Genomic DNA, 16,277 nt, shown 5'->3' with positions numbered 1-16,277 from the left:
CCTCCGAGAAGGGTAACGAACTTGCATTTGCCGTGGCCTTGATCAAGGCATCGACGCTGGTCTTGGTGGCAGCCCAAGCCGATGCACGCAGGATGGTGAGTGTCTTCATGGCGATCTTCTTCCGGGGTTTCGTTTAATGCTGTAACCTTATTTCCGTAGTCGGGTACGGAGTCAAGCACTATGGAAAGCACGCAAGAGAACCTGACCATCGGGGTCTTTGCCAAGGCGGCCGGGGTCAACGTCGAGACGATCCGCTTCTATCAGCGCAAGGGGCTGCTGCTGGAGCCGGACCGGCCCTATGGGCGCATTCGCCGCTATGGGCAGGCGGACGTAGCGCGGGTGAAGTTTGTGAAGTCAGCCCAACGTCTGGGGTTCAACCTGGATGAAGTCGGCCAGCTGCTGAAACTGGAGGACGGTACCCATTGCAACGAGGCGGCCGAGCTGGCTTCCCGGCGCCTGGGCGATGTACGTACCCGCCTGGCGGATCTTCAGCGGATAGAGGCGGCGCTGTCAAAGCTGGTGGACGAGCGCAACGTGCGTCACGGCAATATTTCCTGCCCGTTGATCGCAGCGTTGCACTGCCGCTGAGGGGCGTCTTCGGCACTTGGTATATGATTTCCATTTTCCGGGACGGCCCCCCTTGTGCATTGCGGTTTCTTGAATGCATGGACTTTGCTAGACTGTCAACGAGTCGGGCAATAGGGTCGCTCGCCAATGTTGAAGCAGGAGGGGTTGCGCGATTCGCTTGCTCAAGCACGGCGTTCCGGTTGAAGGTGTGTGGATCCAGGTATCTGGATTGCTTTCGATCATCCGGACAAGGCGCTTGCCAAAAACAGGAGGAGACAGAGATGATGCTAAAAACCGGCTGCGACATCGTATGTATCAGTCGCTTTCAGAAGCGATTGTTCGAAAGTGGCTCAAGTTTTGTCGAACGCTTGTTTCTGCCCGCCGAGCTTTGTGGCCGCTCCAGCCAGCAGCTGGCCGGGATTTTCGCTGCGAAGGAGGCGATAGGTAAGGCTCTGTCGCTGGTGCCCGGACACTGGCTCAATGTCGGTATCGAGCATGCCGCATCCGGTGCGCCACAGGCCGTGCTGACTGCTTCCTATCCTGGCTTGGAAGCGCTCAGCGTTTCCATTTCCCATGACGGCGATTATGCTATGGCTTTTGCCGTGGCCTGGGTACGATGAAATCGCTGGCGGCTTTCCTGGAGGAGCGCATCGCCCGGCATGGCTCACATCTGGCGGTCCAGTATCGGCCACGCTATCGTACCATTCGCTGGTGTTACGAGGATATGGACAGGCGAATCGCCACACTGGCGGCTGCGCTGGATGAGCAGGGCATTCTGCCCGGCGACCGGGTGCTGTTGTTTGCGGAGAATTCACCTGATTGGGCGGCCGCATTCCTTGCCGTGTTGACATGTGGTGCTGTAGTCGTGCCGGTTAATCCTAAAAGCACTGCCGGCCAGATCGAGCGCCTGGTTGCCTCGGCCCATCCAAAATGCCTGATGATTTCCAATTATGCCATGTGGCCGGCATCCCCCATGCCGACGATTACCATTCAGACAGCCGACAGGGAAATCCGGCATGAACCCCGGCGGCCCGTTGTGTCGGAGAAGAGTGCGATCGCCGAGATCATCTATACCTCCGGCACCACCGGCGATCCCAAGGGCGTCATGCTGAGCCATGAAAACCTGCTGTCTGATCTGGAGGCTGTATCCAAGGCCGTTCCGCTGGCGCCGCATCATCATGTCGTCAGCCTGGTGCCGCTGTTCCATGCCTACGGTCAGATGACCAGCCTGTTTTGTCCCTTTTATGCGGGTTGTGCCGTCACTTACCTGCCGACGCCAACCTCCCGCACCATCCTTGAAACCTTTGCACATACGCCGGTGACTCACCTGGTGGCTGTGCCGGAGGTGTTGAAAACAATGATGGACCGACTGGAGGAGCGGATCGGGCGGCTGCCGGGTTTTATGCGGCGTCCTGTCGGCCGGCAGATTTGCCGCCGTATTTTTGGTCCGCTGGAAGCCATTGCCTGCGGGGGTGCGGCCCTCGACCCGGTGGTGGAAGAAAAGTGGTGGTCGCTCGGTCTCGAGGTTTTGCAGGGCTATGGATTGACCGAAACCAGCCCGATTCTGACGGTGAATACGCCATTCAATCATCGTATCGGTTCGGTAGGAAAACCGGTCCAAGGCGCGGAGATCCGCATTTCGTCTGATGGGGAAGTGCTGGCACGTGGTCCGATGGTGATGGCGGGCTATTATCAGGATACCCGGCGTACCGAGGCTGCTTTTGTGGATGGCTGGTTCAAAACCGATGATGGCGGGCGGCTGGATGAAGATGGCTATCTGTATGTGTTCGGGCGCAGGCGATACATGATCCTGGGGCCCGGCGGCGAGAATGTGTTTCCTGAGGATATCGAAGCCGAGCTCAACCGTAATCCGGCAGTGACCGACAGCGCTGTTGTCGGCCTAGAGAAGGAAGGAAAGACCATCATTCACGCCGTGCTGCTGTGCGATCAGGCCGCTGGCGAAGCGGCGATCGCGCGCGTCAACCGGAACCTGGCGCCACACCAGCAAATCATGAGCTGGTCGGTCTGGCCCGAGCTAGATTTTCCGCGCTCTGTCACGCGCAAGGTCAAGAAGGAAGAAGTCATCCGTCTGTTGGCTGAGCAGGGGGGTGCCCACAAAGTTGAGGCCTCGGCCGAGGTGACGCCTCTCAAACGTCTTTTGGGGCAGGTGACGGGTGTCCCGCCGGATACGATGGGCGAGGCGACGCTACTCGGTGCTGATCTTGGTATCGATTCCCTGCTGCGGATTGAGCTGGTTTCCCGGATCGAAGACCAATGGGGTATTGCGATCGAGGAGGCCCAGATCACACCGCAAACGACCGTCGGTCAGCTGGAGTCTCTGCTCGAGACGCAGAAGCGGATTGCACCGCAACTGAGCAAATATCCGCGCTGGTCGCTCAAACCCTGGGCGAGCCGGTTGCGGCCCTATGCGCAACGGTTCTTTCTGCAATCTTGGATTTCGCTATGCTGCCGGCTGCGGGTCGAAGGGATAGAACACCTGGAAGGGCTGCAAGGGCCAGTGATCTTCATGGCCAACCACCGCAGTTTTCTGGATTCTGCCGTGGTCACTTTTGCATTGCCCAAGCAGTTCCGCTGGCGGCTGGGCATCGCGGCGGCGACCGATGTTTTCTATCAGAAATACGCCTGGTCAGTGCCGATCGGAGAGCTTGCGCTCAACGCTTTTCCATTTCCGACAGGAGTCAATGAAAATATCCGGCCGGGCCTCGAATATTTTGGCCGTTTGCTTGACGATGGCTGGAATGTGCTGGTTTTTCCGGAAGGGCGCCAGAATCGGGAGAATCTCGGCATCCTGCCCCTCAAAGGCGGAACCGGGGTGATTGCGGTGGAAATGCAGGTACCGATCATACCAGTGGTGGTCGAAGGCACCGAAAAAGTCATTCCGCCCGATACCCTTGTGCCGCGAGCGATTGCCGCCGTGACCGTTCGCTTCGGCAAGCCGATGCAGATAAATGCCACGGATAGCTATGCCACCGCCACGGCCCGCATTGAAGCGGCGATGCAGGCATTGCTGACGGCTGCGCCAGCTGCTTCCGCTGACTGAAGGGGACCTCTAAAAATTCAGCGTTTTAAACAAGACGAGGCGAGAACAAAAAATGTTGACGCAGCATATGATGGATATGTGAGGAGACATTTTTTGTGAACAACGACGTATTGTGACGAAATATGGATTTTTAGAGGTGCCCTGAAGATATTGCAGGAAATCACGAGGCACGCTAGCGGCACATTTGCTGCCCATGAGGGTGAAGCCGTTGCTGTTCTGTGACCGGGATTGAGGGAACCACGAATGCGCACGAATGGTTGAGCGGTAACGTTCACATGGGTCAAATTTTGCCATGCGACGGGGCAGATGCGTGATGACTAGCCAAATTACGGTTGAAACGCAATCGAAGTGGCTTTCATTATTCGTGTCCATTTGTGGTTTTGGTTGCAGAGTGCGTAAGCACACCCTGCCGTCTTGTGAGCAGCGGAAGAAAATCAGCCAGCACGCGCTACCGGCACATCGCTCCATTGGGTGGTGTAGCAGGGTGACATCCGCTCCCGGCGCATATGCCAGGGTTTGGTAACACCCGTCGAGAAAAAAGTGGCTGTGTCACGTCCGTATTTCTGGTTGATCTGATCCAGAGTTTGCATCAGCTTGTCCGATTGCTCGCCGGTGCCGTATGGTCTGCATAGTGTTTCCTGGGATATGGCTGCAGGCTCGATGCCGGCCAGGATGACGCCGGCTTTTTTATAGGCATAGCCTGGCCGGTAGATACGCTTGAGACCGAACAATGCTGCCCGTATCAGTAAACGCGTGTCAGCACTGGCATTGGGTAGCGGCACAGCGATGTGGTTGCCGTATTGGCGATCCTGCTCACGGAATGGATGGGTCTGGATGAAGACCTGGATTGCATGGCAGACCGAATGCTGGCGGCGCAGTTTTTCCGCCGCGCTGCCGGCATGGCTGGCGACCGATTCATTCAGCTCGGACAGACGGCTAATTGACTGGCCAAAAGACCGGGAGGAAATGATCTGCTTCTTGGGCGCGGCAATCTCTTCCAGCGCGAGGCAAGACCGCCCGCATAGTTCATTGCCGATCCGCGCCATCACCACCCCGAATTTTGTGCGCAGCCATGCCGGATCCGTCTCGCATAGCGCCTGCACGGTTTCGATACCGGCTGCATGCAACTGCTGGCGCGTCTGGTGCCCGATCCCCCAGACTTCGCCGACTGCAATGGTCGACAACAGCCTGTCAATCTGGGGCGGCGTCATGGCTGTCAGATCACAGACCCCATTGAATTCAGGCCGTTGCTTGGCGAGATGGTTGGCAAGCTTTGCCAGCGTCTTGGACGCCCCAATCCCGACACAGACCGGCAGGCCTGTCCATTGGCGCACACGCTGGCGAATCGATTGCCCCAGCGCGGCGACTGCTGGCCACGGGCGGGTCAGGCCATTCAAGCCGAGAAAGCACTCATCGATCGAATAAACCTCCACTTCCGGGCTGTAGTCGCGCAGGATAGTCATCACCCGGTTCGACATGTCGCCATAAAGCGCATAGTTGGACGAGCGTGCGAGCACGCCATGAGTCGCTGCCAGCGCGCGTATCCTGAACCAGGGCACGCCCATCTTGACCCCCAGCGCCTTGACTTCGTTGGAACGGGCGACGACACATCCGTCATTGTTGGATAAAACCACGACTGGCCGACCCTCGAGCGCCGGGTTGAACACCCGCTCGCAGCTGACATAGAAATTATTGACATCCACCAGCGCGAACAGCTGTCTGCTGGCCGGTGTGTTGTGGATCGGCATGACTACACGTTAAAGCGCGCGACTGTGCCCACCACCACCCCCCAGACTTGCAGCTCTTCGTGCTCCTGAAAGCGGATCGGCGGGTAGGCCGGATTCTCCGCGTGCAGCTCGACCACGCCTGCCACCGAATAGAGACGCTTGACGGTATATTCGTTATTGATGACCGCCAGCACGATATGCCCATGCCTGGGCTCGATGGAGCGATCCACGATCAGCATATCCCCATCGTGAATATGAGCGCCCGTCATGGAGTCACCGGCCACGCGGAAAAAAAACGTCGCCGCCCGGTTGCGAATCAGATAGGTGTTCAGATCCAGACAGTTCTCGACATATTCATCCGCGGGCGAAGGAAACCCGGCCGGCACACGGTGCTGGAGGAGTGGCAACCGGCATGCCACAGGATCGGCTTCCGCCCGCTGCAGGGGCGGGAGATGCGCCAGTTTGCCGCTGGCTGTGTATGGAACGACGGTAGTCATGGCAAGTATATTCAGTGGAAAATTTTCGGACAGATCTCTGCAGATTATGCCCAATTTGACGGCCCAAGTCTTGGGCAAATCGATGAAGCATTTTGTGAATCATGCCGTCGAACCGTTTCCAGTGCGCAGGGTGGGTTGGTGCGCCATAAGCCCGACAAGGGGTATCTGCACTTCATACATCCTGCTGAAAATCTTGTAGAGGGATATTGCAAATTGGCCTGGTGTGCGAAGTACGCTGTCCCCGGCAGAACAGACGGAGTAAGACGGTGCCGGAGCTCGAGATCTCACGGTTTTGAGGATACCCGAACAGATCAAGGTCGATCATGGCAATGACCGGGTAGGCAGGCGTTGGCCCTCGGCCAATGCGGACCCGAGCGTGTAAAATAGGGCTCCGGGAGGAAGCGTCGAAGTAGCTGGTGTGATCAATGCTAGTACTCCTAAGCCTATCCGCACGAACCAAGACCGGCGACACTGCTGAGTGCACATAGAGGAATACAGGCCGAGAATGAATCACGACAGATACAGCATGTCATTTACAACCGGGAGTCTCTTTCACCGTGAATCGGTAAAGTTAGCCGAGCTATATCTTGCATTCGGTGACTGGCATACCGTGCGGGATAATGTGGTGGGTAAGAACGTTATACAGGCCAGAACTTTGAACACTTTGAAGCGGGTGTGCCGCGAGGTTATCTCGCGCTTGAAAACGCTGAATGCGGAAGAGTTGAATTTTTTGATGGCAGCGGGTCATCAAGAGCAGGCGTATTTACTATGGGTTGCCATTTGCCGACGGTACAAGTTTATTGCCGATTTTGCCGTTGAAGTCGTTCGTGAACGCTACATCACTTTGAAGGCTGATTTGAGTTTTGATGATTTTAATTCCTTTTTCAATAGGAAATCGGCGTGGCACCCGGAGCTTGACGAGATTCGGCCAGCCACGAGAAACAAATTGCGACAAGTGCTTTTCAAAATGCTCCGTGAAGCGGATCTGCTAGCTACAAACAATATGATTAACGCAACCATGCTCAGCCAAAGGCTGATTGATCTTATTTCTCATAGCAAACATCAGGATATGTTGTACTTCCCTGTATTTGAATCGGATTTGAGAAGGATGGTGAAGTGAGGGCAGATATAGCCAGCATGCCCATGCAGGATAGATTTCAGCATCTTTTCGCTGTAATCTCTGGCCAGCGTTTTCTTGGCAAGCAAGGTCTCGGTAATGAAGTGCCTTTTTTCATCTGTCCCTTTAAACCCGAAGAATCGCTCGAGATGGAGCGATTGCAACGGCAATTGATCAACCGTCTCGAACAGGCGGGTGTCCGGATTCTGGAGATCAATCTCTATGATCTTTCCATTGAAATATTGAAAGCGCGCGATATCTGGAGCCAGATCCTGGAGATGGAAATATCTGTTTCCAAAGAACAGCTCAAGGAGCTGCTGCAGGGGGTGCTGGATCCTGAAACCCATCTTGTGCCAGCCATTGCTATCAAATTGGCGAGCACGGATTTTGATGTGCTGTTTCTTTCCGGGGTGGGCGAGGTGTTTCCTTATATTCGCTCGCATCATGTTCTGAATAACCTGCAGAGTACTGCGAAGGAAAAGCCGACAATCATGTTTTTCCCGGGAGCCTATACCCACTCGTTGGCGACCGGCGCGTCACTGGATCTCTTCGGCAGGCTTCACGATGACAAGTACTACCGGGCGTTCAATATTTTTCACTGCGAAGCATAAACGAAGGAAGCTTGATGACTCTGAGACATATCTTTTGCAAACCGGTTGATCGTCCCATTGAAGGGGTGATCAAGGCTGACGATGAAGCAAGCCTTCGTCTCGAAATTGAAGAATACGTCTTGACAAATGAAGTTGAAAAGCGGCTCGAAGCCTTCCTGGATGCCTATAACAACTACCAAGGCGCCAATGGCGTGTGGGTTTCTGGTTTCTTTGGTTCCGGCAAATCGCATCTGTTGAAGATGCTGGCGCTATTACTTGAAAACCGGCCGGTGGACGGTACTTTGGCGCTTGAACTGTTTCTCCCAAAATGTGGCGGCAATGAAATCCTGCGTAGCGACCTAAAACGCGCGGCTGCTATCCCGTCAAAAAGTATTTTATTCAATATCGATCAGAAAGCGGATGTCATCAGCAAGACCCAAATCGATGCACTCCTCGCTGTTTTCGTCAAGGTTTTCGATGAAATGTGCGGCTATTACGGCAAGCATGGACATATTGCCCAGTTTGAGCGCGATCTCGACAGCCGAGGACTGTATGAACAGTTCAAGTCAGCTTATGCAGCGGCTGCAGGACGGACCTGGCAGAAAGGCCGGGAGCAGGCATTGCTTGAAGGCCAGAATATCGCCAAAGCCTATGCGCAAGTGACTGGCGGAGACGAATCGCAGGCGACCGGGATGCTGGATAAATACCGCAGTCAGTATCGGGTTTCCATTGAGGATTTTGCTGAGCAAGTCCATGCCCACATCGAACGGCAATCACCTGGGTTCCGGTTGAATTTCTTTGTCGATGAGGTTGGTCAATATATTGCCGATAACACCAAGCTCATGACCAATCTCCAGACCATCGCCGAGAGTCTGGCCACCAAGTGCCGGGGGCGCGCATGGATCATCGTTACCGCCCAGGAAGATATGGGAATGGTTGTTGGCGAAATGGGTAAACAGCAAGGTAATGATTTTTCAAAGATTCAGGCGCGATTTGCCAATCGCATGAAGCTGACCAGCGCCGATGTTGCAGAAGTCATCCAGAAGCGCTTGCTGTTGAAAAACGATGAGGGCGTGCGTCAATTGTCAGTGCTTTACCACGCGCAATCCAATAACTTCAAAACGCTGTTTGACTTTGCGGAGGGTTCCGTCACATACCGGAATTTCCAGGACCGCGATCACTTTATCCACAGCTACCCATTCATTCCGTACCAGTTCGCCCTGTTTCAATCGGCCATTCAGAATCTGTCGCAGCATAACGCCTTCGAAGGTAAACACAGCTCGGTGGGCGAACGCTCCATGTTGGGGGTGTTCCAACAGGTGGCGATCCAGATTGGGGGTCATGAAGTCGGGCAGCTGGCCACTTTTGATCTGATGTTCGAGGGCATTCGCACCGCGCTGAAATCCAACATCCAGAAAGCCATTATCCAGGCAGAAAACCATCTGGATGGCCCCTTCGCGCTCCAGCTGTTGAAAACACTCTTCCTGGTCAAGTACGTCAAGGAGTTCAAGCCGACTGTCCGGAACCTGTGTGTGCTGATGTTGGAAGGTTTTAATCAGGATTTGCCTGCACTGAGGAAGCGTGTCGAGGCAGCCCTCAGCCTTTTGGAACAGCAGACCTATGTGCAGCGTAATGGCGAGCTTTACGAATACCTGACCGATGAGGAAAAAGACGTCGAGCAGGAGATTAAGGATACTGAAATGGAGTCGGCTGAAGTTGCCGCCGAGCTTGAAAAGATCATCTTCGACCATGTGATCAAGCTCCGGAAAATTCGCTACGATGCTTCATCCTCCGGAATCCAGGGCCAGGATTATCCCTTCTCCAGAAAACTCGATGATCGTTTGCATGGACGCGAATACGAACTGGCCATTCATGTCATCAGCCCGTTCCATGAACATGCTGAAAATGAGCAGATGATCCGTACCAGCTCTACCTACAATATCGATGAGCTTTTCATTCTCCTGCCCGCAGATGAACGCCTAGTGCGCGATATGCTCATGTATAAACGAACCGAGAAATTCATTCGCCAGAACATCTCGATTACCCAGCAAGAAGCAGTCAAACGTATTTTGACCGACAAGGGATTCCAGAACCGGGAACGCTATGCCGAGCTGCAGCAGCGGGTCAAAGTCCTGGTGAGCAAGGCCAAGTTGTTCGTGGCAGGTGCCGATATCGAAATCGGTTCAGAGGATGCGCAGACCCGTGTGTTGCGCGGCTTCCATGAACTTATTTCCCGTGCCTATCCGAATCTGCGCATGCTGCGCGGCATTGCCTATACCGAGAACGACATCGCCCAATACCTAAAACATTCGCAGCAGGAACTGTTTGGCAACGATGCCGCCTCCCTGGCCGAATCCGAACAGGAGCTGTTGGCGTTCATTCAGAGCAATAACCGGAGTGGTGTTCGTACTACCTTAAAGAACCTGCTGGAGACATTCGAACGCAAACCCTACGGCTGGTACTACGCCGCGGTGCTTTGCACGCTGGCCAACTTATGCGCTCGCGGCAAGATCGAGGTTCGCGTGGATGGCAACTTGCTTGAAGAAGACGAGCTGGAACGTGCGCTGCGCAACACCCATGGCCATGGCAATGTGGTGCTGGAACCCCAGGTCGAATTTAGCGCGTCCCAAGTCCGTGCCCTCAAGGCGTTTTTCGAGGACTTTTTCGATGCCCCGCCTCGCGCCAGCGAAGCCAAGGCGCTCGGCAAGGAAACCGGCGCCGCATTCCAGGAACTCATGTACCAGCTCACCCCGCTGGCGGCTCAGGTGTCCCAGTATCCATTTCTGAATGCGCTGACACCGGTGCTTGAAAAACTCAAGGAATTGACCGGCAAGCCCTATACCTGGTATCTGACTGAGCTGACTCGGCAGGAAGATGCGTTGCTCGACATGAAAGAGCAAACCATTGATCCGATCCGGAAATTCATGGTGGGGGGGCAGAAAGTGATCTTTGACGAAGCCCGTTCGTTTGTTCAGAGCCAAGAGCCCAACTTTGCCTATATCGAAGGCGAAGGGGCGACGCTATTGGTCGCTAACCTCAAAGACCCAGCGTGCTTCAAAGGCAACAAAATCCAGCAGATGAAAAACCAACTGGACCTGTTGAAGACAAACATTAGCGAAAAAGTTAAACAGGTTCGTATTTGTGCTGTTGAAACCCTGACCGTCTTGCAGGACAGAATGCAGGCTATGGATGAGTATCAGAAACTCCCTGATATCAGGCAGGCAGAGCTGAACAAACCATACCAGGACTTGATGGAACATGTTGAACAACAGCATTTGATAGCAGTGATCAACGACCGATTGAGGTATTTCGAAGATCAGGGTTACCAAAAACTGCTGGCCAGGATGGTTGAAATGGCAACTCCCGCACCCGTACCCCCGGTGTCGTATGATCATAGCAAGCCGATGCCTGATAGCAAGGATGAGATTCGCGAATCAAAAATCCAGTACATACATTATCGGCAGGTTCGTGTCACCTATGACAAAGCCTGGCTGGCCGATGAAGGCGATGTTGATTGTTATCTGGAGTCCCTGCGCAAGGCGCTACTGGAAGAAATCCACACAGGCAAAAGGATCCAGATTTAGGAACCGCCAATGAATACCAATGAACACGAAATCGGGAAACTGATCCAGCAAGGTGAGAGCCTGACGCTGGAATTCAAGGGTGATTTGAAATGTCTTCCGGATCGCGACCTGGTGGCAGCGGTGGTTTCTTTGGCCAATACTGAGGGCGGTGATCTGTTGCTTGGTGTGGAGGATGACGGTACGGTTACCGGCTTGCATGCGAATCACCGCAATGTGTCGGGTATTTCTTCTCTGATCGCCAATAAGACCAACCCTGCCCTATCCGTGAGGGTGGAGCGGTGCGACCTGCAGGGTAAATCTGTCGCTCGGATTACCATTCCCAAGTCACGGCAACTGATCTCAACTTCCGATGGTCTGCTGGTCCGAAGACGCCTCAAGCTTGATGGTACACCTGAAGCCGTGCCGTTTTATCCTCACGAATTTATTCAGCGTCAGTCCTCAATGGGCCTTATCGATCCTTCAGCGATGGTGCTTGAAGAAGTAGATGTCAGCCAACTCGACCCGCTGCAACGCCTGCGTATTCGTAATGCCATCAAAAAATACGGTGGCGAACAGCCATTGATGGGCTTGGCCGATAAGGAACTTGACGGTGCCTTGGGCCTGGTCGCAAATCATCAGGGGTATTATTACCCCACCATCGCCGGCTTGCTGCTACTGGGGACCGAAAATCTGCTGCGACAGCATCTCCCCGCCTACGAGGTCGCCTTTCAGGTGCTGCGCGGCACAGATGTCCGGGTTAACGAATTCTATCGCAAGCCACTGATTGAAACCTTTGAAGAGGTCGAACTGCAGTTCAAGCCTTGGGTGGTGGAAGAAGAAATCGAGATTGGACTATTCCGCGTGCCGATCCCCAATTACGATCGCCGCGCCTTTCGCGAAGCCCTGGTCAACGCCTTGGTCCACCGCGACTTCAGCACCCTTGGTGCGGTGCATGTCAAACTGGATAATGCCGGTCTGAGTATCAGCAGCCCCGGCGGATTCATCGAAGGGGTCGGCCTGGACAACCTGCTGGTTGCACCACCGCGCTCGCGTAACCCCCTGTTGGCCGATATTATCAAACGTATTGGTCTGGCGGAGCGGACCGGTCGTGGTATCGACCGCATTTATGAAGGCATGCTGCGCTATGGCCGTCCCGCGCCGGATTATTCAATGTCCAATACCTCTACCGTCAGCGTCTTCATGGCCAATGCAGCCGCTGATCGAGATTTCCTGAAGATGGTGGTGGAACAACATGACAAACTTGGTGATCCGATAATTGAGCCACTGATTGTCCTTACTCGCCTACGGGATGAGCGCCGATTGACCACCAGCGATATTTCACCCGCGCTCCAGAAAAGTGAAGCGCAAACCCGGATCATTCTCGAAAAGCTGCTGGAGGCCGGCATGATTGAAGCGCATGGGACCGGCCGGGGCCGGAGCTACACCCTGAGTGCCGGAGTCTATAAACAGTCCGGGCAGAAAGCCGCCTATATTCGTCAGGCCGGTTTCGATTCGATTCAGCAGGAGCAGATGGTGCTCAAATATATCGCTACCCACGGTGGCATCAAGCGTGAAGAAGCCATGGCGCTTTGCCGGTTAAACAAAGATCAAGCCTACCGTCTTCTCAAAAAACTGGCTAACACTGGTTCCATTCGCTTTGAGGGCAAAGGGAAAGGTGGGAAATATGTGCTGTCGATCTGATTGTAAGCGATCGATTCGCGCCATACACGCGCTCCGCGCGAATATCGCGCGAAAAATACACGTGCCGCGTGAATATAAGCGCCCGGCTCATAAAAGCGTGTATGGCCTGCGTACCTTCCGTGTATTCCGCGTGTTCCGTGGATTATTTCCATCCGTGTTCATCTGTGGTTCAGAAGGTCTAGCCTGATATGGAAACAGCCAAACTCAAAAAATTCGCTCAATTCGCCCGACGCAGCCTGCTGGAGCAGGTCTCCGCCAAGCTGAAACTGGTGCTGGCCGAGAACAGCGCTGCTCGGCGCGAGCGTGCCGAGGCGATCAAGAAGCTTGAGGAGGCGATCAGGGGTCACGGCAAGGAACAGGTCATCGAGCGTGTCGCCTACATCTGGTTCAACCGCTTTTGCGCCCTGCGCTTCATGGACGTGAACCGCTACACCCGCATTGGCGTGGTGTCGCCCGCCGAGGGACAGTTCCAGCCCGAGATTCTGGCTGAGGCCAAGATGGGGCACATTGACGAAGAGATGGTTCACAACAAGGTCCGGCAGCAGATCTTCGCCCTGCTCGACGGCAAAGCCCCCAGTCGCGACCCGCAAGGGGAGGCCTATCGCCTGCTGGTGGTGGCCGCCTGCAACTTCTTCCACCGCGCCATGCCGTTCCTGTTCCAGCGCATCGATGACTACACCGAACTGCTGATGCCCGACGACCTGCTCTCGGGCAACGCCATCCTGGCCTACACCCGCGAGGCGATGACGCCGGACGCCTGCGAAGATGTCGAGGTGATCGGCTGGCTCTACCAGTTCTACATCTCCGAGAAAAAGGATGAGGTGTTCGACGGTCTGAAGAAAAACAAAAAGATCACGCCCGAGAACATCCCCGCCGCCACCCAGCTTTTTACCCCGCATTGGATCGTGAAGTATCTGGTCGAGAATTCGTTGGGGCGACTCTGGATGTTGAATCGACCTAATTCGCGGCTGGTCAATCGGATGGAGTATTACATTCGACCAGAGACTTCAGGGGTTAGGGATCAGGGGCTAGGGGATAGTGATAAAACCGGAGGCAAGAATGGAAGTGAAGAGCTATCAGGACCTGATTGTCTGGCAGAAGGCGATGGATGTGGTCGAGCTGGTCTACAAAGCAACAAAGAGTTTCCCGAAGGAGGAGCTTTACGGGCTGACCAATCAGGTTCGCAGGGCGGCAGTGTCAATTCCGTCCAACATAGCGGAAGGGCACGCTCGCAACTCGACTGCGGAATTCAGAAACTTCCTTTCGATAGCGCAGGGCTCCAAAGCGGAAGTGGAAACTCAAATACAGATCGCTCAGCGTCTGCACTACATATCTCAGCAGCAAGCGCAAGAAATACTCTCTCTGCTCAAAGAGATCAGCAAAATGTTAGCGGGGCTGAAAAACAAACTAACCCCTGGCCCCTAACCCCTATCCCCTCCGCTTCCACACGCGAAGAAGACTTTCTACGCATAGAAAAACCTGAAGACATCAAAATCTGTGATCCCGCGTGTGGAAGCGGCCACATGCTCACCTACGCCTTTGACCTGCTCTACGCCATCTATGAGGAGGAAGGCGTTGATCCCGCAGAAATCCCGGAAAAGATCCTCACGAATAACCTCTACGGCATCGAGATCGACGAACGCGCCGGGGAACTGGCCGCCTTTGCCCTGACCATGAAGGCCCGCGCCAAACAGCGCCGATTTTTCAACAAAAGCGTCAAACCCAATATTTGCGTGCTGCAGAACATCCATTTTGATGAGGATGAACTGAAGGAGTACATGGATTTTATCGGGTACGACTTGTTCACCGCGCCACTGCAAGCCACCCTGCGCCAGTTCGAAGAAGCCGACAACTTCGGTTCCCTGATCCGTCCCGATGTCACCGACGTGGACAGAATGCGCAGTTATTTGAAGTTAAAGAACGTCTCCGGACATCTGTTCCTGAGCAAAACCCACGAGAAGGTACTGCAAGCTCTGCAGCAGGCCGACTATCTGAGCCCGAAATACCATGTGGTAATTGCCAATCCTCCGTATATGGGATCTGTTGGGATGAACCCAAAGCTTAAGAGTTTTGCAGCTAAACATTATAAGTTGAGTAAGGGCGATCTTTTTTCAATGTTCATTGAAAGGTCGTTCCATCTATCGAGTAAGCAAGGATTTATCTCGATGATTACGCTGCAGAATTGGATGTTTTTGTCCTCCTATGAAGCCATTCGATTAAATATTCTCGAAGCTGCACCAATAAGGAGTCTTGTGCAGGTTGGGTTTAATTCATTTCCTGAACTCAACTCCAAGTTTGCACTTGGGGCTGCTTTTATCCTTCAATCACAAGGAAAGGCCATAGTCGGCGACTTTGTGAATTTGAATGATGCACCTCATGCAGCTAACAAACAGGAGGTTTTCCTAGAAAGAAAGAGAAGTGGAAAAATATATCGCGTTAACCCTAGGAAATTTTCAAATATTCCAGGGAGTCCCATCCAGTACTCTTTGAGTGACGGTGTTTTTCGTGCATTTTCAAGTAATCCAAAACTAGGGGACCTAGTTGACGCTCGGAACGGCATGACTACCGGCGACAATGAGAATTTTGTCAGACGCTGGAATGAAGTGAGCTTTGGCAAAACATCCATTGCTTCTCACTCAGGAGCAAACGTGTCTACGCGTTGGTTTCCTTACAACAAAGGTGGCCAGACTAGAAAATGGTATGGCAATCAAGAGACCGTAGTTGATTGGAGGAGTGATGGTCTTGCGATTAAGGCAATTAGGCCGAAATCTACCACGAGAAATACTGACTTCTTTTTCCGAGAAAGTGTTTCATGGTCGGATATAAACATCAAAAATCCATCATTTAGATACTACGATGATAGCTTTTGCTTCGATGCGGCTGTAAATAGTGCCTTCCCAAGTACCAGAAGCGAGCTGCTAAAAGTCCTCTCCGCATGCAATAACTGTTTTGTATCTTGGATGGCGCCAATATTAAATCCAACAATGCACTTCAAGATAGGAGACTTCAGCGTACTTCCTGCAGCCTTTAGAACTGATGAGAGAGTTGAGCAGGAAATGGAAACTGTTTTAGCGATTGCTCGTTCTGACTGGGACTCCTACGAAACCTCCTGGGACTTCGCCAGCCTACCGCTGCTCAATCCCGACTACCGCCAGCCAACCCTGAAAACCACCTACCAGAAGCTCCGCGCCCACTGGCGCGAGATGACGCTGGAAATGCAACGCTTGGAGGAAGAGAACAACCGCATCTTCATCGAGGCCTACGGTCTACAGGACGAACTGACGCCCGAAGTGCCGCTCAACGAAATCACCCTGACCTGCAACCCTTGGTACCGTTACAACAGAAAGTTAACCACGGAACACACAGAAAGCACGGAAAATAATCATTCAAAAAATTCCGTGTGTTCCGTGTATTCCGTGGTTAAAAAGTCTTTCCCCATCGACGACGAGCTGGA

The 16,277-nt window shown here is 53.8% G+C and carries 10 protein-coding genes; 8 read left to right on the top strand and 2 right to left on the bottom strand.

From position 1 onward, the window contains the following. Positions 1–180: 180 nt before the first annotated feature. From merR to ABTW62_RS11985, 3 genes are all read left to right on the top strand, one after another. The gene (gene merR, locus ABTW62_RS11995; protein WP_430904821.1) at positions 181–588 is read left to right on the top strand and encodes an Hg(II)-responsive transcriptional regulator; all 408 of its coding nucleotides are present in this window, start codon (positions 181–183) and stop codon (positions 586–588) included. A 260-nt stretch (positions 589–848) separates the two neighbouring features. Then, complete coding sequence (locus ABTW62_RS11990; protein ID WP_430904820.1) at positions 849–1,187, top strand: holo-ACP synthase; 339 nt, start codon at positions 849–851, stop codon at positions 1,185–1,187. Beyond that, positions 1,184–3,628 (top strand): AMP-binding protein, encoded by a 2,445-nt coding sequence (locus ABTW62_RS11985; RefSeq protein WP_430904819.1) that lies wholly within the window; start codon positions 1,184–1,186, stop codon positions 3,626–3,628. Before ABTW62_RS11990 ends, ABTW62_RS11985 begins: the two co-directional genes overlap by 4 nt. 434 nt (positions 3,629–4,062) lie before the next feature. Here the strand turns inward: ABTW62_RS11985 and ABTW62_RS11980 are convergent, their stop codons facing one another. Further along, entirely contained in the window at positions 4,063–5,376 is a 1,314-nt protein-coding gene (locus ABTW62_RS11980) for a Y-family DNA polymerase (RefSeq protein WP_430904818.1), read from the bottom strand. 2 nt (positions 5,377–5,378) lie between these two features. Then, positions 5,379–5,852 carry a LexA family protein gene (locus ABTW62_RS11975; protein ID WP_430904817.1) on the bottom strand — a complete coding sequence of 158 codons (474 nt, stop codon included), beginning with the start codon at positions 5,850–5,852 and terminating at the stop codon, positions 5,379–5,381. 526 nt (positions 5,853–6,378) lie between these two features. Between ABTW62_RS11975 and ABTW62_RS11970 the strand changes: the two genes are divergently transcribed. From ABTW62_RS11970 to pglX, 5 genes are all read left to right on the top strand, one after another. Beyond that, the gene (locus ABTW62_RS11970; RefSeq protein ID WP_430904816.1) at positions 6,379–6,972 is read left to right on the top strand and encodes a DUF1819 family protein; all 594 of its coding nucleotides are present in this window, start codon (positions 6,379–6,381) and stop codon (positions 6,970–6,972) included. Then, positions 6,969–7,580: a DUF1788 domain-containing protein gene (locus ABTW62_RS11965; RefSeq protein WP_218132848.1), complete on the top strand. Its 612-nt coding sequence runs from the start codon at positions 6,969–6,971 to the stop codon at positions 7,578–7,580. The genes ABTW62_RS11970 and ABTW62_RS11965 overlap by 4 nt, the downstream gene beginning before the upstream one ends. Positions 7,581–7,594: 14 nt before the next feature. Next, positions 7,595–11,143, top strand: a complete 3,549-nt coding sequence (gene brxC, locus ABTW62_RS11960) for a BREX system P-loop protein BrxC (RefSeq protein ID WP_430904815.1) — start codon at positions 7,595–7,597, stop codon at positions 11,141–11,143. Between the two features lie 9 nt (positions 11,144–11,152). Beyond that, complete coding sequence (locus ABTW62_RS11955) at positions 11,153–12,823, top strand: RNA-binding domain-containing protein (protein ID WP_430904814.1); 1,671 nt, start codon at positions 11,153–11,155, stop codon at positions 12,821–12,823. A 188-nt stretch (positions 12,824–13,011) separates the two neighbouring features. After that, the coding region (gene pglX / locus ABTW62_RS11950; protein WP_430904813.1) for a BREX-1 system adenine-specific DNA-methyltransferase PglX at positions 13,012–16,277 on the top strand (3,266 nt) is incomplete at its 3' end.

This window comes from Nitrosomonas sp. ANs5 (assembly GCF_050584665.1).
Taxonomy (GTDB): Bacteria; Pseudomonadota; Gammaproteobacteria; order Burkholderiales; family Nitrosomonadaceae; genus Nitrosomonas.
The sequence above is the reverse complement of the archived record's forward strand: the minus strand, read 5'-3'. Positions and strand labels throughout refer to the sequence as shown.

Bases quoted from the DNA above. Each gene is read 5' to 3' on its own strand.
- merR (WP_430904821.1), top strand. From the start codon at position 181: ATGGAAAGCACGCAAGAGAACCTGACCATCGGGGTCTTTGCCAAGGCG.
- ABTW62_RS11990 (WP_430904820.1), top strand. From the start codon at position 849: ATGATGCTAAAAACCGGCTGCGACATCGTATGTATCAGTCGCTTTCAG.
- ABTW62_RS11985 (WP_430904819.1), top strand. From the start codon at position 1,184: ATGAAATCGCTGGCGGCTTTCCTGGAGGAGCGCATCGCCCGGCATGGC.
- ABTW62_RS11980 (WP_430904818.1), bottom strand. From the start codon at position 5,376: ATGCCGATCCACAACACACCGGCCAGCAGACAGCTGTTCGCGCTGGTG.
- ABTW62_RS11975 (WP_430904817.1), bottom strand. From the start codon at position 5,852: ATGACTACCGTCGTTCCATACACAGCCAGCGGCAAACTGGCGCATCTC.
- ABTW62_RS11970 (WP_430904816.1), top strand. From the start codon at position 6,379: ATGTCATTTACAACCGGGAGTCTCTTTCACCGTGAATCGGTAAAGTTA.
- brxC (WP_430904815.1), top strand. From the start codon at position 7,595: ATGACTCTGAGACATATCTTTTGCAAACCGGTTGATCGTCCCATTGAA.
- ABTW62_RS11955 (WP_430904814.1), top strand. From the start codon at position 11,153: ATGAATACCAATGAACACGAAATCGGGAAACTGATCCAGCAAGGTGAG.